Source organism: Phocaeicola dorei (genome assembly GCF_013009555.1).
In the GTDB taxonomy this organism is placed as follows: Bacteria; Bacteroidota; Bacteroidia; order Bacteroidales; family Bacteroidaceae; genus Phocaeicola; species Phocaeicola dorei.
Map to the genome: position 1 here is coordinate 3490827 of NZ_CP046176.1, position 21627 is coordinate 3512453.

17 protein-coding genes are annotated in these 21627 nt (G+C 43.6%); 11 read left to right on the forward strand and 6 right to left on the reverse strand.

Annotation, left to right across the window (positions count from 1 at the left end):
• Nucleotides 1-97: 97 nt before the first annotated feature.
• The gene (locus GKD17_RS14905) at nt 98-1162 is read right to left on the reverse strand and encodes a mannose-1-phosphate guanylyltransferase (protein ID WP_007840263.1); all 1065 of its coding nucleotides are present in this window, start codon (nt 1160-1162) and stop codon (nt 98-100) included.
• 113 nt (nt 1163-1275) lie between these two features.
• On the opposite strand from GKD17_RS14905, the gene GKD17_RS14910 reads away from it, so the two are divergent.
• The 3 genes from GKD17_RS14910 to rfbC are packed head-to-tail and all read left to right on the forward strand — an operon-like array spanning nt 1276 to nt 4172.
• Entirely contained in the window at nt 1276-2679 is a 1404-nt protein-coding gene (locus tag GKD17_RS14910; RefSeq protein WP_007832403.1) for an undecaprenyl-phosphate glucose phosphotransferase, read from the forward strand.
• 36 nt (nt 2680-2715) lie between these two features.
• Nucleotides 2716-3603, forward strand: a complete 888-nt coding sequence (rfbA, locus tag GKD17_RS14915) for a glucose-1-phosphate thymidylyltransferase RfbA (RefSeq protein WP_005843154.1) — start codon at nt 2716-2718, stop codon at nt 3601-3603.
• On the forward strand, nt 3603-4172 hold the full coding sequence (gene rfbC, locus GKD17_RS14920; RefSeq protein WP_007832396.1) for a dTDP-4-dehydrorhamnose 3,5-epimerase: 570 nt from the start codon (nt 3603-3605) through the stop codon (nt 4170-4172). Before rfbA ends, rfbC begins: the two co-directional genes overlap by 1 nt.
• Before the next feature lie 174 nt (nt 4173-4346).
• Here rfbC and GKD17_RS14925 read toward each other — a convergent pair whose 3' ends face one another.
• The 5 genes from GKD17_RS14925 to GKD17_RS14945 form a co-directional block, all read right to left on the reverse strand.
• Nucleotides 4347-5486: a Wzz/FepE/Etk N-terminal domain-containing protein gene (locus GKD17_RS14925; protein ID WP_007832393.1), complete on the reverse strand. Its 1140-nt coding sequence runs from the start codon at nt 5484-5486 to the stop codon at nt 4347-4349.
• A gap of 7 nt (nt 5487-5493) precedes the next feature.
• Nucleotides 5494-7986 (reverse strand): SLBB domain-containing protein, encoded by a 2493-nt coding sequence (locus tag GKD17_RS14930; protein WP_007832392.1) that lies wholly within the window; start codon nt 7984-7986, stop codon nt 5494-5496.
• Nucleotides 7987-8226: 240 nt separating this feature from the next.
• A complete protein-coding gene (gene xylA / locus GKD17_RS14935; RefSeq protein ID WP_005851486.1) occupies nt 8227-9543 on the reverse strand; it encodes a xylose isomerase in 1317 nt (438 codons plus the stop codon).
• 91 nt (nt 9544-9634) lie between these two features.
• Nucleotides 9635-11128, reverse strand: coding sequence for a xylulokinase (locus tag GKD17_RS14940; protein WP_005851484.1), 1494 nt, complete (start codon nt 11126-11128; stop codon nt 9635-9637).
• A 174-nt stretch (nt 11129-11302) separates the two neighbouring features.
• Entirely contained in the window at nt 11303-12037 is a 735-nt protein-coding gene (locus GKD17_RS14945; RefSeq protein WP_008653509.1) for an NUDIX hydrolase, read from the reverse strand.
• A gap of 355 nt (nt 12038-12392) precedes the next feature.
• Here GKD17_RS14945 and GKD17_RS14950 point away from each other — a divergent pair, with 355 nt between their 5' ends.
• The 8 genes from GKD17_RS14950 to GKD17_RS14985 are packed head-to-tail and all read left to right on the forward strand — an operon-like array spanning nt 12393 to nt 21625.
• Nucleotides 12393-12758 carry a response regulator transcription factor gene (locus GKD17_RS14950; protein WP_007832386.1) on the forward strand — a complete coding sequence of 122 codons (366 nt, stop codon included), beginning with the start codon at nt 12393-12395 and terminating at the stop codon, nt 12756-12758.
• Between the two features lie 6 nt (nt 12759-12764).
• Nucleotides 12765-13940, forward strand: a complete 1176-nt coding sequence (locus GKD17_RS14955; RefSeq protein WP_007832384.1) for a sugar transferase — start codon at nt 12765-12767, stop codon at nt 13938-13940.
• 36 nt (nt 13941-13976) lie between these two features.
• A complete protein-coding gene (locus GKD17_RS14960) occupies nt 13977-14852 on the forward strand; it encodes a TolC family protein (RefSeq protein WP_007832382.1) in 876 nt (291 codons plus the stop codon).
• Nucleotides 14839-16986, forward strand: coding sequence for a GumC family protein (locus GKD17_RS14965; protein WP_007832381.1), 2148 nt, complete (start codon nt 14839-14841; stop codon nt 16984-16986). The genes GKD17_RS14960 and GKD17_RS14965 overlap by 14 nt, the downstream gene beginning before the upstream one ends.
• Nucleotides 16987-16989: 3 nt before the next feature.
• On the forward strand, nt 16990-18450 hold the full coding sequence (locus GKD17_RS14970; RefSeq protein ID WP_007832380.1) for an O-antigen ligase family protein: 1461 nt from the start codon (nt 16990-16992) through the stop codon (nt 18448-18450).
• A complete protein-coding gene (locus GKD17_RS14975) occupies nt 18431-19336 on the forward strand; it encodes a glycosyltransferase family 2 protein (RefSeq protein ID WP_007832378.1) in 906 nt (301 codons plus the stop codon). Before GKD17_RS14970 ends, GKD17_RS14975 begins: the two co-directional genes overlap by 20 nt.
• On the forward strand, nt 19333-20457 hold the full coding sequence (locus GKD17_RS14980) for a glycosyltransferase family 2 protein (protein WP_007832377.1): 1125 nt from the start codon (nt 19333-19335) through the stop codon (nt 20455-20457). Before GKD17_RS14975 ends, GKD17_RS14980 begins: the two co-directional genes overlap by 4 nt.
• Before the next feature lie 7 nt (nt 20458-20464).
• Entirely contained in the window at nt 20465-21625 is a 1161-nt protein-coding gene (locus tag GKD17_RS14985; RefSeq protein WP_007832376.1) for a glycosyltransferase family 2 protein, read from the forward strand.
• The last annotated feature ends 2 nt before the right edge of the window (nt 21626-21627 follow it).

Genomic DNA, 21627 nt, shown 5'->3' on the forward strand with positions numbered 1-21627 from the left:
CGGCATGACAAAGGACAAAATGACCAAACAGAACGGCAGATAACAGACAGCATACACTCCATGTATGCAGAAATAAAATATATACAAGAAAGAATACTTACTCCGCCGAGAATTCTTTGATGCGCTGTTCCTCGCTCAACCGGCAGATCAACAATGTGTTATTCTTCTCAGCAACGATATATCCGTCCAGTCCCTGTACCACCACCCTCTTTTCCTGTGTAGTGTGAATCACACAGTTACGGGTTTCATACAACTTTATATTCTCACCTATCTGCGTATTATTATGGGCATCTTTCGGCAAATTCTCGTGCAACGATCCCCAAGTACCCAAATCACTCCATCCAAAGCTGGCAGGAAGGACAAAAATCTCATCCGCCTTCTCCATAATGGCATAATCCACCGAAATGTTCTCGCACAAAGGGAAATTCTGGTTAATCATTTCCTGCTCCTTGTCCGTATAATAATAAGGAAGCAAACGCTCGAACACCTTCGAAATGGCAGGCTGATATACGCGCAGGGCATTCACCACCGTATTTACATTCCACACAAAAATACCGGCATTCCAGAAGAAATTATTTTTTTGAATATAGCGCCGGGCTGTTTCCAGATCAGGTTTCTCTTTAAAAGAATACACCCGGAATACTTCCTTATTGGCGGTAGAAGGTACACTGAGATCAGCTTCAATGTAACCGTAGCCCGTCTCAGGACGAGTAGGTTTCATGCCCAGGGTAAGGATAGCGTCCGAATCGGCCGTAAAATTCATCGCCGAATTAATCACCCGCTGAAACTCCGCAATATTCATCACAATGTGGTCGCTGGGGGTCACCACCATATTGGCCTTAGGATTACGTGCCTTTATTTTCCAACTGACGTATGCTATACAAGGAGCCGTATTGCGACGGCAAGGCTCACGCAAGATATGATCATCAGCAATATCGGGCAACTGCTCCTTTACAGTATCCGCATACTTCTCTGATGTCACCACCCAAATATTTTCCGGAGGACAGATCCCCTGGAAACGGTCAGCCGTAAGTTGGATCAATGTACGGCCGCAACCCAGTACATCAATAAATTGCTTAGGATAATCAGGAGTACTCATCGGCCAGAAACGGCTTCCAACACCTCCGGCCATTATAACGAGGTGATTATTCTTGATGTTCATATGATTCATTTTTTACGTTGTATGACCGCAAAGATAAGTATTATTTTTTAAAAAAAGTATTGCGTTTTAATTTATATGTTCTATATTTGCATACGACTAACATTTTTTTTGTCATGAAACAACCGACAACTGAAAACTCTGATATAATTAAACTAGTAGCGATATTAGGTGATTTTGCCTTGTTGAACCTTTCTATGATACTTGTGTTTTTTATTCTGAAAGGAATAGATTCACAGGCCATAGCCCATATTTCATTGAAAACCTACCTGCTGACTTCCAACCTGTGCTATATTCCATGCATATCCATCTTTGGGGTCATACTGCACAACCGCATAGTGCGTCCGGAACAGATTGTAGGCCGTCTGTTAGGAACAATCAGCTTGCATGTAGTCATCTTCCTCACGGTGCTGGCCATTATTAAAGTAGATAACTTCTCACGCATCTATCTGCTTGTTTTCTATCTGTCTTTCATACCTTTAGCTATAGGATGGCGGCTGACATTGCGGTTCTTTGTGAAAATGTTCCGCCGCAGTGGCAGGAACCTGCACGCCACTGTACTGATAGGTGACGGGGACAATATGGTGGAGCTATACCATACGTTGAACGATTTGACTTACGGATACAGGGTTTTAGGCATTTTCTATGATGAGAAGGACTCTAATTACCCCAAAGGGATTCCCTTTAAAGGTCCTGTAAACCAATTATTTGAATGGTTGTCTCATAACACCGTGCACGAACTGTACTGCGGTCTGCCATCCAGCAGAAAGGATGATATTCTGGCCATCATGAACTATTGCGAGAACAATCTGATCCGCTTCTATAGCGTACCTCATGTACGTAATTACATAAAGCGTCAGCTGCAACTGGAATTATTGGGTGAAGTTCCTGTATTGTCCATCCGTACCGAACCGTTGCAGAACCCGGTAAACAGACTGGCAAAACGGTTATTTGATTTGACATTTTCCTCTCTGTTTTTACTTACAATTTTTCCATTTATATACCTATTTGTAGGTCTTATTATTAAAATTTCATCACCTGGTCCCATTTTCTTCAAACAGGAGAGAAACGGGGAAAACGGGAAAATTTTTAAATGCTATAAGTTCCGTTCCATGAAAGTGAATGCATTGTCCGATTCATTGCAGGCTACCAAGAATGATCCCCGCAAGACCAAGTTCGGCAACTTCCTGCGAAAGAGCAATCTGGACGAACTGCCGCAATTCATTAATGTTTTCAAAGGAGAAATGTCTATTGTAGGTCCCAGACCCCATATGCTGAAACATACAGAGGAATATTCCCAACTGATTAACAAATACATGATGCGCCACCTTGTCAAACCCGGAATCACCGGATGGGCGCAAGTCACCGGCTATCGGGGAGAAACCAAAGAACTTTCCCAAATGGAAGGCAGGGTAAGAAGAGACCTGTGGTATATTGAGAACTGGACTTTCCTGCTCGACATCCGCATCATGATAAAAACAGTAACCAACATGTTCCGGGGCGAGAAAAACGCCTATTAATTCAAATCGTAGGAACATTATAAAAAATAAAAAGATATGAAAGGTATTGTACTAGCCGGAGGTTCGGGCACGCGCCTCTATCCTATTACCAAAGGAGTATCCAAACAGTTGCTCCCTGTCTTCGACAAACCCATGATTTATTATCCTATATCGGTACTTATGCTGGCCGGCATACGGGAAATACTCATTATCTCAACCCCATACGACTTACCGAGCTTCAAAAGACTGTTAGGAGACGGAAGCGATTTCGGAGTACGCTTTGAATATGCGGAACAGCCTTCGCCCGACGGACTGGCTCAGGCCTTCATCATCGGCGAGAAATTCATCGGAAATGATTCCGTCTGCCTTGTACTGGGTGATAACATATTCCACGGCAACGGTCTGTCCGCCATGTTGAGAGAATCCGTACGTGCTGCCGAAGAGGACAAGAAAGCAACGGTATTCGGCTATTGGGTCAGTGATCCCGAAAGATATGGCGTAGCGGAATTCGACAAGGATGGCAATTGTCTCTCTATTGAAGAAAAACCTGCCCAACCTAAGTCCAACTATGCCGTGGTGGGACTCTATTTCTACCCCAACAAGGTAGTGGAAGTAGCCAAGAATATCAAGCCTTCGGCACGGGGAGAACTGGAAATCACCACCGTAAACCAGCAATTTCTTCAGGACAAGGAATTGAAAGTACAAACATTGGGCAGAGGTTTCGCATGGCTGGATACCGGTACTCACGACTCGCTGGCCGAGGCAAGTACCTACATCGAAGTCATTGAAAAACGCCAGGGGCTGAAAGTGGCGTGCCTTGAGGGCATAGCTTTGAGAAAAGGCTGGATTACCCCGGAAAAGATGCAGGAACTGGCTCAGCCGATGCTTAAAAACCAATACGGACAATATTTACTGAAAGTTATAAAAGAACTGGGATTAGAATAATGGAAGTTATAAAAACAGCAATAGACGGGGTTTTCATTTTGGAACCCCGTATTTTTAATGATGCAAGAGGGTATTTCTTTGAAAGCTTCTCGGAACGTGAATTTGAAGAAAAAGTATGCAGGACTACATTTGTACAGGATAATGAGAGTTTCTCCACTTATGGTGTATTACGCGGCCTGCATTTCCAGAAACCTCCTTTCACACAAAGCAAACTGGTGCGTGTAATCAAGGGAGCAGTACTGGATGTGGCTGTAGATATCCGGAAAGGTTCTCCCACTTTTGGAAAGCATGTAGCTGTAGAATTGACTGGAGAGAATCACCGGCAGTTTTTTATCCCCCGCGGATTCGCACACGGCTTTGCGGTACTAAGTGACGAAGTGTTGTTCCAATACAAATGTGACCATTATTATGCTCCGCAAAGCGAAGGAGGAATCGCATGGGACGACCCCGATCTAGGCATAGACTGGCGACTTCCGGCCGACAAGGTTATTTTGTCCGACAAGGACAAGAAACATCCGAGATTGAAAGACTATCAAACGGATTTCGACTTTAATCAAAGTTTATATTAAAGGCAGTTTTGATTCTGCGTTTGTTTGGTTTTTGCCAGTGAAATTAAAAAAACCGAAAACTGCACACAGGACTATCGTAACGTTCAGGACAACATTTTCGAAGATTGACCTATAAAAACAGGGTGTATCTCCTATGAGAGATACACCCTGTTTTTATAGGTCAATATCTTTATATCACTTCTTCTCCATCCCCTCCTGAGGAGCATTAAGTCCTGCCTTCAGATTTTCAAAGAATTCACGTCCGAACAAGATCCATGCAGAAGCGCCCGCCACTGCCAGGAAAATAAATCCGACAAGAATCACCTTCTTGCTGGTTCCCGAAGGCAGCAACGGCACACTGGCAGGTTCCACAACGGCAAATACAGGTTTGGCCTCCTGTACTTTAGCCCGTGCCACCTGCAATTGGGTAGCCACCTGGCTATACACCTGATATGCCAGATTCATATCATTCTGCAATCGTTCTCTCTCCGTCAAAGCACTTTGAAGAACAACCCCCTTGTTAGCATCCATGTAATTGGCATAATTCTGCTGGGCTACATAATACTCCTGCTGGCGTTCCTTATACAATTGTTCCAGATAAGCACAATCCTGCTGGGCTTTAGAGACCCTGTACGCTGTGATATACTCTTGAAGTTTCACCACTACCGTATCTGTAATGGCGGCCGTAACCATCGGGTCCTGCAAAGTCACCGTCACTGTGGTGATGCCGGTTTTCTTATCCACATCAGCAGTAATAGCCTTACGCATGGCTTCCACTTTCTTCGCCTGATCTTCTGTCAGATGGAAAGGATCCAGCTTATTCCCTTCTTCCTCTTCCTTATCGGAGAAGAGAGATTTCACCCCACCTATAGCCGCCCCGGGCAATCCCATCACAGCACCCCACCACGGAGCTTTCTGCTCATCAAGATAAGCTACAAAAGTAGTATCCACCTCACCGTCCAACGTGGTGACATGTGCATTAAACAGTTCCAGAATGAAAGGAGTAGACGCTACTATATCCGGGAAAAGAGATACGTTCAACGCATCCGTCTCACTGCCCAGACTCATGCCGCCGATCCCCAGCATGGCAGCCATTCCCGACAGGCTCCCCCCGCCGCTTTTGCCGGATTCGGGAGACAATGTCACTTCCACCGTATATTGTTTGGGAATACTCAGAGCAATAATCACCCCTACAATAGCACCTATTCCGGCAGCCTTCAACAGCACCTTTCGGGCAGCCCACAACTTACGGACATACTCCATCAAATCAATTTCCAACTCCTCGTCTTCCCGTGGCCTTTCCTTATTATTCGTATAATTCTTATCTTCCGCCATACTGTTTCTATTTTAAGATATTAGCAATAGATGCAATCATAGTCGCCAATGACGCACTGGTGGTTGCTATGGACAAGGTGTTCTGCAAAGACCAGTTGCTCTTTTCCTTCACCGGAACAATCACCTCACATCCCGGCTGGATCAGCTCACGGCTACCTTTCTTCGCTCTCTTCACCTGACCGTTCATATATACAATATACGCCTTGCTCTTCTTCGCACGGAAACCGTAACCTCCGGCCTGCTCGATATAATATTTCAACGTCTTGCCATCTTCAAATGAAACGGTATTGGGATACATCACAGCCCCACTGATACGTACCGTATTGTTGTATTCAGGAATTTCAATCACATCCCCCTCACGCAATACGATATCCGCACTGGAGCCGGGTTTAAGCATCGCTCTTTCCAGATCGATACCCACATAATAGATATCTCCCAAGTCCAGCCGGTTGACATCAATGGAGTCCTTTCCTGTCTTGGCCATATCCAGAACCGTTTCCATACGTTTGCGTTCATCGTCATTGATACGACGGCTTAAACGGGCCCCTTTGATATAAGCAAACGGAGTCACTCCACCTGCCTTCTTGATCAAATCGGAAAGACGTTCACTCTTCTCTGTCAGCGCATAATCACCTTCATATAAAACCTCACCGGTCACTTGTACATTCACCTGTTCCTGATAAGCAGGACTCTTACGCACATATACTTGATCGTACGGTTGCAACACAAAACCCGGTTCTCCGTCTATCACAAAACCGTCTTTCAGAGAAAACGAGTACATTTGTCCTATGGTGGAAACCGCTTCCGTACCTTTGCTATCCTTGATACGGCGGGAAACATCCACACGAACGGTAGAAGCCGATTCTTTCAACCCGCCAGCCTGGATTATAATATCCTCCAAAGTCGTATTGTCGGCAAAAGCGAACTCACCCGGACGGGCAACCTCACCATACACCATGATAGTTCCCACATCCTCCAAGTCATGAATACTGGGAATATAAAGCACATCATTACGCTGTAAAGGTACATCGGGTGCAGTACCGGCCATGATACCTTTTATATCTACTTGAATAACCTCTTTCTTCAAATTCTCACGCTCGCGATGCAACACTGCACGTCCTGTAAAGGCATCACCCATAAGACCTTCAGCCTTTTCCACCAGTTGGCGGACTGTATTCAAAGTTCCTCCGAACTGATAAATGCCCGGACGATAGACAGCACCCTTGATTTCAAGTTTATTCTCAAAACGATCCAGAATAGCTTCAGCAGTCAGCGCATCACCATCTTTTACCTGAAATACGGAATAATCAATATCATCAATCGTATAAATCTGATACTCCTTTCCATTTTGACGAATCATGCGGAGAGAACGGGTATAGGCATCCCCCGAGAATCCACCGGCATACTTCAACAATGTGGCAACACTTTCGTTGTTTTTCATCTCGTATTTCATGGGGCGTTTCACATTACCCTCTATGCTAACCAACGCCTCGTATGGAGGAACAATGATCACATCGCCTTCCTGCAGACGGATATCATCATTGATTTTACCTTTCATAATAAAATCGTACACATCTACGGTAGCGATCTTCTGTCCTCCGCGCACTACTTGTATATTACGCAAACTACCGATATCGCTCACACCACCGGCACGGTACAGTGCATGAAACACGGTAGAGAAAGAAGACAATGCATAAGTTCCCGGTTGGAACACTTCTCCCATCACATTCACCTGGATAGTCCGGCTGTTTCCCAAAGTAACCTTGATTTGTGAGGACGGGTTCTGTTCATTATCAAGCCCTGCATAAATCTTATTCAGTTCTTTACGCAAATATTGGTTGGCTTCGGCAATAGTCATACCGTTCAGATAAATTAATCCCAAATCGGGGATCGTGATAGATCCGTCCGGAGATACATTATCGCGGATGGTAGCCTGGTTTGTACCCCAGATATCAATGATTACCTCATCACCCGGCCCCAGACGATAATTAGGAGGAGTAGCCAGATTCACACTCGGCTCGAATGTAAGGTTTCTGGTTTCAAAAATGTCCCGTCCATACACCTTATCCTTCTGCATATCTTCCATATCGCCCATGCCCATCCCCTCGTAATAACGATTGGCAGAAACACTGTCCAACGAGTTCTTCCCTACCACTCTGTCCGCAGCTGAACGTTGGTCGAAAGTAAAATTCTCTGTTACGTAGATATCTTCCTGAGTCTTTGTCTTTTCACGCAAACGGTTCCGATTTTGCATCGTTGCATTTGCATCTTTATCAGCAGACCCATTTTGCTGTTCATAAAGTTTCTTTACACGCTTAGCCTGTTCTTGTGTCACTCCTCTACGGGCTAACTCTGTAGCAATCTGACGTTGGTCTTTTCCTTGTTGCATGCCCGTCTTCACATATTCCAACACCTGTTGGTCACTCATAGATTGCTGTGCAAGCACAGAACCCGAGAGGGCAAAAACTAAGACCAGTACGGATAATAGTTTTTTTATCATATAAATTCAATAAACTTAGTAATTTAGCAGCCGCAAAGGTAGATATTATTTTCGATATAGGCGAGTATTATTTCATAAAATATCCCTCTAACAAATATAAAAACGGCTGCCACCTGACGGTGTACAGCCGTTTATTCTTTAATCATCCGTTAGCAGAATTCATTCAGACTTCATTGCACAGCCCTCCTTATTTAAAAAAGGTCTGCAAGGGTAAAACTTGTGCAATACCGCCCGACCGGATCAGCAATACATATTGACGATGGCTTCGTACAATTCCTGTTTACCGCTTACTTGCTTGGGCTCACCATTCTGCTTAGCATAAGCCACTACATCTTCCAGTGTCAGCTTGCCTTCTTCAAATTCTTTACCTTTGCCACTGTCGAATGAAGCATAACGGTCTGACAACATCTTGCAGTAAGGAGATTCATTAAGCAAAGCAGCAGCACTTTCCAATGCACGCGCCATAGCATCCATACCTGCAATATGGGCGATAAAAATATCTTCCAGATCAGTAGAGTTACGACGTGTCTTGGCATCGAAGTTGGTACCGCCATTACCCAAACCGCCGTTGCGGATAATCTGCATCATGGCCTGGGTCAGTTCGTAATTGTCGATAGGGAACTGGTCTGTATCCCATCCGTTCTGATAATCGCCACGGTTAGCGTCAATAGATCCCAACATTCCGTTATCTACCGCAACAGCCAGTTCATGTTCAAATGTATGACCAGCCAACGTAGCATGATTCACTTCAATGTTCACCTTGAAATCCTTGTCCAGTCCGTGAGTTTTCAAGAACCCTACCACAGTTTCGGTATCCACATCATATTGATGCTTAGTCGGCTCCATCGGTTTGGGCTCAATCAGGAAAGTACCTGTAAATCCTTTGCTCCGGGCATAATCGCGAGCGATGGTCAACATCTGAGCCAGATGTTCTTTCTCACGCTTCTGATCTGTATTCAATAAAGACATATACCCTTCACGTCCACCCCAGAACACGTAATTGGAGCCACCCAGTTCGATGGTAGCGTCAATAGCGTTCTTTATCTGGACAGCAGCGCGGGCAACCACATCAAATTCGGGGTTTGTAGCAGCACCGTTCATATAGCGTGCATGACCAAAAACATTTGCCGTGCCCCATAACAATTTGATTCCGGTTTCAGCCTGTTTCTGTTTGGCATAAGCAACTATCTCTTTCAGATTCGCTTCATATTCCTCGATTGTATCGGCTTCCTCACACAAGTCCACATCATGGAAACAATAATATTCGATTCCCATTTTCTGCATGAATTCAAAGCCGGCATCCATCTTATTCTTGGCAGCCTGCACCTTATCGGCATCGCCGTTCCAAGGGAATTTCTTTGTTCCGCCGCCAAACTGGTCACCGCCCTCGGCACACAAAGTATGCCACCATGCCATAGCAAACTTCAACCAGTCTTTCATCTTCTTGCCGTTTATTACCTTTTCAGCATCATAATAACGGAACGCCATCGGGTTCTTACTTTCCTTACCTTCAAATTTAATCTTTCCTATACCGGGAAAATACTCTTTTGTAGCCATAATTCTTTACTTATTTTAATAACTTGTTCTAATTTATCTACTATCTTTTTTCAACACGCAAGCGGATAGCCATTTCTTTATCCGAAGGTCCTTAAAAGGCAGCCATCGCTCTCTCCAGATTAGATTTCCAGCGGGCATACGCATCATCATAAGCAGTGCGCTGTGCCACATCAGGCTCTATCACCTCCAATTTTTCCAATGTGGCAAATGCCTCGTTGTTATCTTTATAAACACCCGCGCCTATGCCGGCCCCCTTGGCGGCGCCCACCGATCCATCCGTGTCATACAGTTCGATTACAGCCCCTGTCACTCCCGCCAATGTTTCGCGGAAAATAGGACTGAGAAACATATTGGCATGTCCGGCATGAATCTTCTGTACAGGGATACCCATCTGCTCCATGATATCAATACCGTATTTAAACGAGAACACGATCCCTTCCTGTGCGGCACGAACAATATGCTGCTTTCCATGCAAGTTAAAATTAACTCCACATATAGAGCATCCTGTCTCTTTATTTTCCAGCATACGCTCCGCCCCGTTACCAAAAGGAAGAATACTTACTCCGGCACTGCCGACAGGAGCCTGTGCCGCCAGCCTGTTCATATCACTGTAAGAAATACCTTCGGGAGCCACATTACGTTTCACCCACGAATTCAATATACCGGTACCATTGATACACAACAACACTCCCAGACGGGTCTGCTCAGCGGTATGATTTACATGGGCAAAAGTATTCACCCGGGATTTCGGATCATAATTTACCTCACCGTTCACGCCATATACCACTCCCGATGTTCCTGCCGTAGAAGCAATCTCTCCCGGATTGAACACATTGAGCGACAAAGCATTATTAGGCTGGTCTCCGGCGCGATAGGTTACAGGAATTCCCTCTTTCAGGCCCAATTCTTTGGCAGCCCATGCATTTACACGCCCCTGCTCGCCAAAAGTCGGTTTGATATCAGCTATCAGCGAACGGTCGAATCCATAATAATCCATCAGGAAGCCCGCGACATCATTTGCCTGAAAATCCCAGAACATCCCTTCGGACAAACCGGACACCGTGGTACAAATATCCCCTGTCAGTTTCATAGCGATATAATCGCCGGGCAGCATTATTTTATAAATACGTTCGTACACAGCAGGCTCATTCTCTTTAATCCATGCCAGTTTGGAAGCGGTAAAATTTCCCGGAGAGTTCAGCAGATGAGAAAGACATTGCGTTTCCCCCAATGCCTCAAACGCTTTCTGCCCGTATGGAACCGCCCGTGAATCACACCATATAATAGCCGGACGTAATACATTTTGCCCTTTATCCACACAAACCAGTCCGTGCATCTGATAAGAGATACCGATAGCGGCAATTCCATCCGGACCGATCCCACTCCCGGCCATGACAGCCTGAGTTGACAATTTCAGATTTTCCCACCAATTTTGCGGATCCTGCTCAGCCCATCCGGGGCGGGCAGCCATAATAGCAGCCTCTGTTTTAGGGAAGAATGCAGAAGAGACACACTTTCCGGTTTCTGCATTTACCAAACTCGCCTTTACCGACGAACTGCCAATATCATAACCTAATAGGTACATTTAAATTGAAAATTTAAGAATTTAAAAATAATAGTCTCTGTCCCGATGCTTATCAGCATTATCCTTCCAAGGAAAGGCCGGTGAAGAATCCCAAAGCATGTACCGATTCCCCGAAACGACCAGGCGGAGTATTCTCACAGCAATCACAACAAGGCTAAAGTTATCTGTCTGTTATCACTTCGTTCCCGACTTATTATATATTGAACGATCGAACTTATAGAAGCGTGCCGCCCTGTGGCATACGCCTACCTGTTTTTCCTCCAAAGGTACTACATATGGCATCAACGCTATCTTCTTATGGAAGTTCCTTACATCAAACACCTTATCATAAATCAACTGATAGACAGTCCGCAGCTGGGCTGCCGTAAACTTCCGGGGAAGCAAGTCGAACATTACGGAAGGGGCATATTCCACATAATGGCGTATATGTACCAATGCATCCTGCAAAATCTGGAAATGATCGAACGCCAGGCTTTTCACCTCCGTCACAGGCGTCCAGCAAGCATCGTATTTATCAGACAGCTGTTCGAACCGTCTGTCAATCTTCACCAATGTCAGATAAGCGATAGTCACAATGCGGTCTATTTTCTTCTCGTCCAAACGATGAAAACGTTCCAGCCACAACACATCCTTAGGGTTACGGGTACGGTTTTTCGATCCATACGCCTTAAACTGTGTCAGCTTCACATTCTTCAGTCCCGTCAGCTCATTCAACACTCGTTTGGCCGCCTCATCCAGATCCTCATCGTCATAGATAAGGCTACCCGGCAATTTCATGTTATTATATCCGTCTTCGGACTGTTTCCCCACCTGCCTTACCAACAGGACACGGAACTGCTCTCCATCAAAACCAATCAGCACACAGTCCACAGATACATGTAAATTAATCGTCTGGTTTATTTCCGACATAGTAATATGGCTTTTATCATTTCCGGCAGCAAAGATAAATACTATTTTTTGAATTATACAAAACAATATATTTATTTTTATTATGTTCTAAAACACTATTTTTCAATATAATAAATATCATCTATTATACAATATGATATCTTAACCTTATCATATACACTACAATATATAATATACAGGAATTGTCTCGTCTTCTTTTTTTCCTTTTTCCAAAGGACTTTTATTCCATTCAATCTCCTATTTCAGACGTTTGGTTAAAAAAAAGCAATCTTTACGCCAAAAAATTAATAGAATAAAGTTGTTTATTCACAATAATTTTCTTTACTTTTGCCCATTAAAATCTAAAGATTACTCTATGAGAAAGAAAATTTTGGTCTTGGACGACAAAATAGCAATTGCAAAAGTCCTTTCAATCTATCTGGCCAGTGATTATGATTGTATTTGGTTACCGAATGGCATCGAAGGAGTAAAATGGCTTCAGGAAGGTAACATACCAGATTTGATTATATCAGATATCCGTATGCCCGAAATGCGTGGAGACGAGTTTCTGGAATGGATAAAATCCAATCAGCTATTCAAACACATTCCGGTGATTATGCTAAGCAGCGAAGACAGTACCACAGAGCGCATCCGCCTGTTACAAGAAGGCGCGGAAGACTATATTGTCAAACCTTTCAATCCCATGGAGTTAAAAGTAAGAATTAAGAAAATTATTGAGTAAATCAGCATGACCTTTCTGCTTTATATAGGAAAGAACAAGGATTTTTTGCGCAAATTCAGCAAGCTCGAAAATGTCCAGATGATTTATGCCCAAAACTACCAGGATGCCATTACAATTTGTGTCAGGCTGAAAGTACGTGAGAACATCATTGTCCTTCACGAACAAGGGGAGATGAACGGAGATATTGAACAGATAGGTGCTTTTAGAAAAAAGTTCTATCAGGCATATGTCGTACTCATTACGGACAGGCTGAGTCCCGAAGCCAGCAAAGTCTATCTGAACAGAGGAATAAACGATACCGTCAGTTTGCACATCACCACCGCCCAGTTAAGGCAGAAAATAGACATCATCAATAAACGGCAGGAACTGCTATATGCACATAACCGGAAGAAAAAAGACGTCAGGCATTTTATCCTTCCCCAATGGAAGCGCTGCTTCGATATTCTTTTCTCCGGTACAGCATTAGTTTTTCTGTCACCAGTCTTTCTGCTGACTGCCATAGCCATACGTCTGGAGAGCAAAGGACCTGTTATTTACAAATCCAAAAGGGTAGGAACGAATTATACCATTTTTAATTTCCTGAAGTTCCGTTCCATGTATACGGACGCCGATAAAAAACTGAAAGACCTTTCCGGTCAGAACCAATACCTGCCGGAAGGTATTCCGGAGATTACCGAAGATTTCTCGATGGAAGAATTAGAAGGGCTGATATTTGGAGATGACGGTGTTATAGATAATGGCGGAATGCTGGTTTCCGATGACTTCATCATTCCGGAAGAAGAGTTCATTTCCAAACAAAACGCACTGGATGAAAGTCCTTTCATAAAAATAGAAAAAGACCCGCGAGTCACCAAAGTAGGACGCGTTTTACGAAAATACAGCCTGGATGAGCTACCTCAACTGGTCAACATATTGAAAGGCGATATGTCTGTGGTGGGTAACCGTCCTCTTCCACTCTATGAAGCCGAACGTCTGACAAACGATGAAAGTATCGAACGCTTCATGGCGCCTGCCGGGCTGACCGGTTTGTGGCAGGTAGAAAAGCGGGGGGATGCCGGAAAATTATCCGCTAAAGAACGCAAAGAATTAGATTTGAAATACGGTAAAGAATTCTCCTTTTTTCTGGATATGAAAATCCTGTTCAAGACTTTGACAGCTTTTGTCCAAAAAGGAGATGTTTAAATAATTTGTTTTAGGAATAAAAAGGGGATTTATTATATGGATAAAGTATGTCTTTTTGTCATCTGTATGTATTGTTCTATCCATCACTTAAGCGCACAACAGGAAGAACAACAAACACAACCGGTACAGCAACCTCTTGTGACACAAGATGATATATTGGGGAATATGAATGTGGATTATGCGAAGATAAAGCTGCCTCCGTTAAGTGTCCTTTATGAGAATGCACGCAGCACTCCAAGCTTACAGATTTTAGAGAAAGAGAAACTGTTACAGAAAAAGTTACTATCGAAAGAGAAAAGGAACTGGCTGGGGTTTATCCAAGCCGGCGGAAGTGCTTCTTACGGTATAGCAGACAATGTGGCCAGCAATACGGATGTCAACACCCCACTTATTTACAGGTATGTAGGTACAGAACAAACTTCGTGGAACGTGGGAGGCGGCATCAGTATTCCTTTTGAAAAGCTGTTCGACCTCCGGGGAGGAATCAAGCGCCAGCGAATCCAAGTGGATATTGCCGAGTTAAGAAAACAGGAAGCATACGAAACTCTTAAAATACAAATAGCTCATTTATATGTTCAGATTTTATCTAATATAGAAACATTGCAAAGATCAGCTGAAAATATAGCTTTATATAAAGGTGCATCGGCTGTTGCAGAACAGGAATATAGAAACAGACGTACCTCTATTCATGATGTGGCCAAGACTAAAGAGCAGGAATTTGCCGCTAATCAAGACTTTGCCTTACTACGCTCTACTATTAACGATCAACTGCTGACCCTTGAAATAATCTCCCACACCCCCATCTTGACCATACAAGGAGAAAAGGACGTTCAAGAAACAACGATACAGGAACAGGAAGAAAACAAGAGGCAAAGTAAGACAAAAAGGAATAAGAAACATGGAATTATTTAAATATATAGTCAAGTTTATCTATCGTATCCGTTGGTGGATGGTTATATTTCCATGTATAGCCGGTATCATAGCGTGGTTCCTTACCAGAAGTCTGGAAAAAACGTATGATGTGAAAACCACCATCTTTACAGGAATCATCTCCGGATACAACGTAGATGCCACCGATACCAGAAATGCCACTGTGCACATGAGTAATTTAATGAATATCATTACGACGGAACGCACACTGAAAATAGTATCTCTGAAACTGCTTGCCCGCTGTTTGGTTTATGGAGATGCCGAAAGAAACACCAGTTATATTTCAGCCATACATTACCAGCAGCTAGTTTCCGGTATTCCACGAGAGTTACAGGCATTGATAGACAAGCAAAACGAAGAGAAAACCTATCATAATCTGGTAGCTTTTGAACGCCCGTCCATCAATAATTTTATCTACCAACTACTCAATTATACCCACCCTTATTTCAGCGTACCTCTACTCTCACAACATATAAAAGTAGCCAGGTTGGGAAACAGCGATATGATCGAGATTGCTTATAGTGCCAACGATCCGGGAATAGCTTATAACACACTTGAGATACTGAATGAAGAATTTGTCAAACAATACCATGAACTACGCTATGGAGAAACAGACAATGTTATCAAGTTCTTTCAAGAAGAACTGGCCAGATTAGACAAAATGCTGACTGCCGCCGAGGATTCTTTAATCGAGTACAATATAGAAAACCGCATCATCAACTACGGAGAACAAACCAAACAAGTGGCAAGCATGGACGCTGCTTACCGGATGATGGACAATGATTTACTTGTCAATTACTCTACCAGTAAGGCGTTGATCGATTTCTATGAATATAAATTAGGTGATGTGGCCAAATTGATCCGTACCAACAATGAGTTTATGGACAAACTTCATCAAATGTCCCAATTGAACACTCAGATCTCAACCATGGAAATCACTCCGGACGAAAAGAACCGGAAGAAACTGGAGGAACAAAAAAACATGTTAAGTAACGCCGAACAAAACATCAACAATCTCGCCCTGAAACTAAGTGCTGAAGCTGCAAGTACAAACAATGTATCTTATGAAACACTCATCAGCCAGTGGCTTGACCAAATAGTCCTTGCCGAAAAGACTAAAGCCCAAATGGAAGCACGAGATATAATGAGAGAGAATTTAAATGAAGATTTCCTTTATTTCTCCCCCATCGGCGCCACCCTGGGCCGGAAAGAAAGGCATATCGGCTTTGTGGAAAGCAACTATATGTCTACCATGGGGGCCTTAAATGCAGCCATCTTGCGACAAAAGAATCTGGAAATGACTTCGGCTTCATTAAAAATCATGAACCCGCCCCTGTTTCCATTGACCTCCTCCCCCACCAATGCACGCATGATTATACTTGCATCCATACTGGGTACTTTACTTTTCATCATTGGTTATTTTCTGATTATCGAAATACTGGACCGTACCCTCAGAGACAAAATACGTACAGAACGAATCACCGGAGGAACAGTTATCGGCGCATATCCTAAAGAAAGCAAGTTAAGATACAGACGTTATAATAAAGCCATAAACGAAATGGCCGTCAAGCAACTCAGCACCGCTTTATTGCCTCATCTAAATACACAGGAACAGCGAGTTATCAATTTGTTAAGTACAGAAGAGAAAGACGGAAAGACCCATGTCGCCCGCCTGATAGAGGAATATTGGAGCAACATCGGCTTAAACGTCCGCCGCATTACATACGATGAAGATTTTCTAAGCGAAGACAGCCAATATGTACAGGCAAACAATTTGAAAGAACTATGTCCCGATCTGGAAAAGGATGAAATTCTTCTAATCGAACACCCGGTCCTGAAAAGCAATCCTCTGCCTCCGGCTTTGTTAAATGAAGCATCCATCAATCTGCTGGTTGTCCGTGCCAACCGTACTTGGAAAAATACGGATCAGGCACTGTATGAACATTTGTTACAAGTTAAACAAAAAGAAGTACCCCTCCTTTTCTATCTGACACAAGCAGACAGAAATACAGTGGAAGATTTTACAGGACAATTACCTCCTTACACGAACTTTAAGAATATGGAATACAGGCTGTTTCAACTCGGACTGACCGCCATTGAATACAAAGGAAAATAGATAATGATAGCAAAAGAAATAAATATAACCCATACAGGTCAAATTCTAGCCAGCTTTATTATCGGGCTGTGCTTATGCCTATGGACAGCCCTCAACATGAAACCTGCCATAGGAGTTGCAATAGGGTTCATACCTTTTGCCACGCTTTTTATTTTTATATGCATAAACAAACCCGCCATTCTGCTGGCCATCACCTTTATGCTGAATTACCTGATAATGGGAATTAACAGATATCATTCCATCCCTATTGCCATTACCAATATCTTTGACTTGCTCTACGGCATCATGTTGGCCCTTATTCTTCTGAAACAGTTACAAAGCAATCATCATTTCAGAAGAATACTGAACGTCTATACCTGCATCACATTGGTCTGGCTGCTATATTGTATCATCAACATAGGTAATGGTATTACCGGTGAATTTTACATGGAAGCATGGCTTCGTATTTTAAGACCCTGGGCCTTATACCCTATTCTGACCTGTATTATTCTATCCATACACTGCAATCGCTACACTTTTATCCATTACTTTTTAATACTATGGGGTATCATGACCCTACTGGCTGCCGCAAAAGGATATTGGCAAAAGAACAAAGGTTTTGACAGTACCGAGCTAAGCTGGTTGTGGGCCTACGGAGCACGTACCCATTTTATCCATTCCGGTATCCGCTATTTCTCATTTTTCACTGACGCGGGTCTTTTCGGTGCCAGCATGGGATTATCCTGCACTGTTTTCACGCTTACTTTTTTCTATACAAAGAACCTATTTCTCAGACTCTTCTATTTAATAGTGGGTATGGCAGGATTTTATGGTCTGTTAATATCGGGAACCCGATCGGCCATAGCAGTACCCATTGCAGGGCTGGGGCTCTTTCTGTTCCTGTCTAAAAGTTGGAAAATAGGCATCATTTCCTTTATCCTGCTTGTTGGAGGAGTAGGAATGCTGAAATACACCAAGATCGGAGAGAGCAATAAATTGATCCGCCGTATGCGTTCCGCTTTCGACACAGAGGACCAATCGATGATGGCGCGTTTCGAGAACCAGAAAGCACTGAATGCCTACATGGATGAAATGCCCTTCGGCATAGGCATGGGAGCCATAGACGGGGTAGTTCCTCCCCATAACAAATATTATTTCGTTTCCATCTGTCCTTCAGACTCCAGTCTGGTAGATGTATGGAAACAGATGGGAATAGTGGGACTGTGTGTGTTTTTGGGTATGCATGCCATTCTATTTCTATCGGGCTCCTACATTCTTTTATTCAAAATCCGAAATCCGGAAATCCGAGGACCGCTGACAGGTATGTTATGCGGTTGTGCAGGCATACTGGTAGCTTCTTACGCCAATATGGTTTATTTCCAGTTTCCTAACGGAATCTTGATTTATTCCTGTTTCACCTTTGTTTTTTTAGGACCTTATTTAGATAAACAATACTCAGAAATACATGGACTACCGGCAGCCTGACCTATCCGTCATCACCGTGAACTATAACGGTTTTCACGACACCTGCGAATTTATCGACTCGTGGACAGCTACTATATTCTCTGTCAGTTATGAAATGATAGTCATTGACAATGGTTCCACTGCCAATGAAGCCGCCTTGCTACAAAAAACATATCCTTTTATCCAAGCCGTACGCAGTGAGCAGAACTTAGGATTCGCCGGAGGTAACAATCTGGGTATAAACCTTGCAAAAGGAAAATACCTGTTCTTGCTGAACAATGATGTTTGTATGGTCAAAGATGCCATACCCTTGTTGATAAAACGCCTTCTGTCCTCCGACAAGATAGCAGGTGTCTCCCCGTTAATCCGGGATTATGCAGAACCGCACGCCATACAATTTGCAGGATACACCCAACTTTCGCCCATTACCTTAAGAAACAGAGCCATAGGCAAAGGGAAAATAAATAAAGGCCACTACCCCGCCCAAAAAACGCCTTATCTGCATGGTGCCGCCATGTTACTGAAAAAAACAATAATAGACAAGCTTAGCCTGATGCCCGAAGAATATTTTCTATATTATGAGGAACTGGACTGGTGCACCTATATCAATAGGGAAGGCTACGAACTATGGTACGATCCCGCTTGCGAAATATGGCACAAGGACAGCAACTCCACCGGAAAAGAAAGTCCGTTGAAATACTATTACCTGAGCAGAAACAGATTACTATATGCCTACCGCAATCTCTTTGACTGGAAACTTCCGGTTTCCATCTTATACCAGACAATGATTGTATGTCCCAAAAACATACTGACCGCCTTGGGGAAAGGAAAGAAAGCCATAGCCAAAGCACATTGGGAGGGAACAAAAGCATTTTTCAAACTTAGAAACAAAGACAAACAGCCATGATATTTCTAGCATACATAGAACTATTACTTTTCGCGATATGCGCCTTTACTGTTTTTTACCTGCTGGTATACGCCATAGCGGCAACGGGCAACCGCACCGACAAATATTCCGAATCAAGAGTAAAACACCGTTTCGCCATTCTGATACCGACCTATCAGGACGATGACTACATACCCTATACCGTCAAATCATTTCTACAACAAGAATATCCTATAGACTGCTATGACATTATCGTCATTTCAGACCACCTGAAGCCGGAAACAAACAGACAGCTGGCACAATATCCCATCACCCTGTTGCAAGCCAGGTTCAAGAAAAGTTCAAAAATGAAATCTGTCAAAGCAGCTATGTCACAATTACAAGAAGGACAATACGATATCGTTTTAATCATGAATGCGGACAATGTAGTGGACACCAATTTTCTTGAAGTTGTCAACAATACGTATGCCAGCGGCTCCAATGCCATCCAAACCCATCGCATCTATCAAGAAAGACCCAATAATGTCAGCATATTGAATGCCATCACCGACGAGATCAATAATTCCATTCTTCGTGCGGGACATGTCAATTTGGGACTTTCAGCTTCGCTGAACGGCTCCGGAACCGCAATAGACTTCACTTGGTTCAAAGAAAACATCCGTCATTTAAAAGACGATGACGATGAAAAAGTCATCGAATCCCTGCTGCTCCGCGAACGGATATATGTGGAATATTTAAATAATACCCATGTATATGCCTTGAAGAATAGTGGAAAGAAAAAATTCTATACCCAACATGGTACTTGGATTAAAACCCAATATTATTCCCTGTTCACCAATATCGGTAATCTGCCCGGCGCCATTTTAAGTGGAAAATTTGATTATGCCGACCGTATTTTGCAATGGTTCATTTTCCCTCGCACCATCCTGCTAGGTATCCTCATCCTGTTCAGTTTCCTGTCCGTATACTTCCACTGGAGCGCCTGCCTAAAATGGTGGGGATTATTACTCACTTTCTTATTGACTATGGCAATAGCCACTCCAAACTACTTGGTGGACAGCAAATTCAACAAAGCCATGAAAGCTATCCCCTTTCTGGCGGCAGGCATGATATTCAATATGCTTTTAAGAAAGAAAAAATAAAAGCCCCATGCTATCGGAAATTATACATATCATGGAATATACGCTATATATCTACCTTTCCGTCAGTGTGGGGTATATAGTCCTGTTTTCTGCCGCCTCTCATTTCTTCAAACAAAAGAAATATCCCGCGACTACTGTCCGGCAACGTTTTATCATCCTTGTTCCCGCCTATAAAGAGGATGCGGTCATTCACGCCTGCGTCACTTCCGTTCTGCGCCAAACTTATCCGGCAGAGCTTTACGACCTGATAGTCATATCCGACCACATGCGTCCCGAAACCAATGCCTCACTGCGCAAAGAACGCATCAGCTTGATAGAACTGCATGAAAAGGAAAGTTCCAAGGCAAAAGCCCTGCGCATTGCAGCAGAGACCATCACAGACCAGCCATACGATTATGTCCTCATACTGGATGCCGATAATCTGATCTCACCCTGTTATCTTCAAGAACTGAATAAGGCAGTTTCACAGGGTATAAAAGCCATACAGACACACCGCAAAGCCAAAAATATGAATACAGACATAGCCCTATTGGATGCCGCCATCGAAGAGATGAACAATTCCATCTTCCGCAAGGGACACATCCGGCTGGGATTTTCATCTGCCCTTACCGGCTCCGGAATGGCTTTCGATTTCCGATGGTTTGTCCGGAACATCATCCATACCCATAGTACGGGCGAAGACAAAGAACTGGAAGAACTCCTGCTCCGTCAAGGCATTCACATTGAATATATAGACACCCTAGAAACATTGGACGAAAAAGTCCGGCAACCGGATGCCTTGCGTAACCAGCGCCGCCGCTGGATAGCCACCCAGCTTTTCCTTGCATTAAAAATGGGACGTAACCTCCCCACAGCCTTACTGAACGGAAACGGAGATTATCTGCTGAAAACCCTCCAAGCCTTTATCGCTCCCCGCAGCATTCTGTTGGCGCTCATCGGATTCTTTTCATGTGTTCTCTGCATTTTCTCTCCAACTTCTTCCATAAAGTGGTGGATTTTGCTTATCTTGCTGAATGGTGCGTTATACCTGGCCATTCCGTCCAATATGAGATATAAATACATGAGCAGAATCCTCAGGCAGACACCTTATTTTGTAATCATTATGCTTCTCAACTTGTTTCACTTGAAAGGAATGGCACAGAAGTTCAACCATACACAGCATGGATAGAA

What these genes read in the sequence shown, in the direction of transcription:
- GKD17_RS14945 (WP_008653509.1), bottom strand. Translation starts at nt 12,037, where the DNA reads ATGTCGGAAATAAACCAGACGATTAATTTACATGTATCTGTGGACTGT.
- GKD17_RS14910 (WP_007832403.1), top strand. Translation starts at nt 1,276, where the DNA reads ATGAAACAACCGACAACTGAAAACTCTGATATAATTAAACTAGTAGCG.
- GKD17_RS14950 (WP_007832386.1), top strand. Translation starts at nt 12,393, where the DNA reads ATGAGAAAGAAAATTTTGGTCTTGGACGACAAAATAGCAATTGCAAAA.
- GKD17_RS14940 (WP_005851484.1), bottom strand. Translation starts at nt 11,128, where the DNA reads ATGTACCTATTAGGTTATGATATTGGCAGTTCGTCGGTAAAGGCGAGT.
- GKD17_RS14970 (WP_007832380.1), top strand. Translation starts at nt 16,990, where the DNA reads ATGATAGCAAAAGAAATAAATATAACCCATACAGGTCAAATTCTAGCC.
- GKD17_RS14975 (WP_007832378.1), top strand. Translation starts at nt 18,431, where the DNA reads ATGGACTACCGGCAGCCTGACCTATCCGTCATCACCGTGAACTATAAC.
- xylA (WP_005851486.1), bottom strand. Translation starts at nt 9,543, where the DNA reads ATGGCTACAAAAGAGTATTTTCCCGGTATAGGAAAGATTAAATTTGAA.
- GKD17_RS14955 (WP_007832384.1), top strand. Translation starts at nt 12,765, where the DNA reads ATGACCTTTCTGCTTTATATAGGAAAGAACAAGGATTTTTTGCGCAAA.
- GKD17_RS14925 (WP_007832393.1), bottom strand. Translation starts at nt 5,486, where the DNA reads ATGGCGGAAGATAAGAATTATACGAATAATAAGGAAAGGCCACGGGAA.
- GKD17_RS14965 (WP_007832381.1), top strand. Translation starts at nt 14,839, where the DNA reads ATGGAATTATTTAAATATATAGTCAAGTTTATCTATCGTATCCGTTGG.
- GKD17_RS14930 (WP_007832392.1), bottom strand. Translation starts at nt 7,986, where the DNA reads ATGATAAAAAAACTATTATCCGTACTGGTCTTAGTTTTTGCCCTCTCG.
- rfbC (WP_007832396.1), top strand. Translation starts at nt 3,603, where the DNA reads ATGGAAGTTATAAAAACAGCAATAGACGGGGTTTTCATTTTGGAACCC.
- GKD17_RS14980 (WP_007832377.1), top strand. Translation starts at nt 19,333, where the DNA reads ATGATATTTCTAGCATACATAGAACTATTACTTTTCGCGATATGCGCC.
- GKD17_RS14960 (WP_007832382.1), top strand. Translation starts at nt 13,977, where the DNA reads ATGGATAAAGTATGTCTTTTTGTCATCTGTATGTATTGTTCTATCCAT.
- GKD17_RS14985 (WP_007832376.1), top strand. Translation starts at nt 20,465, where the DNA reads ATGCTATCGGAAATTATACATATCATGGAATATACGCTATATATCTAC.
- GKD17_RS14905 (WP_007840263.1), bottom strand. Translation starts at nt 1,162, where the DNA reads ATGAACATCAAGAATAATCACCTCGTTATAATGGCCGGAGGTGTTGGA.
- rfbA (WP_005843154.1), top strand. Translation starts at nt 2,716, where the DNA reads ATGAAAGGTATTGTACTAGCCGGAGGTTCGGGCACGCGCCTCTATCCT.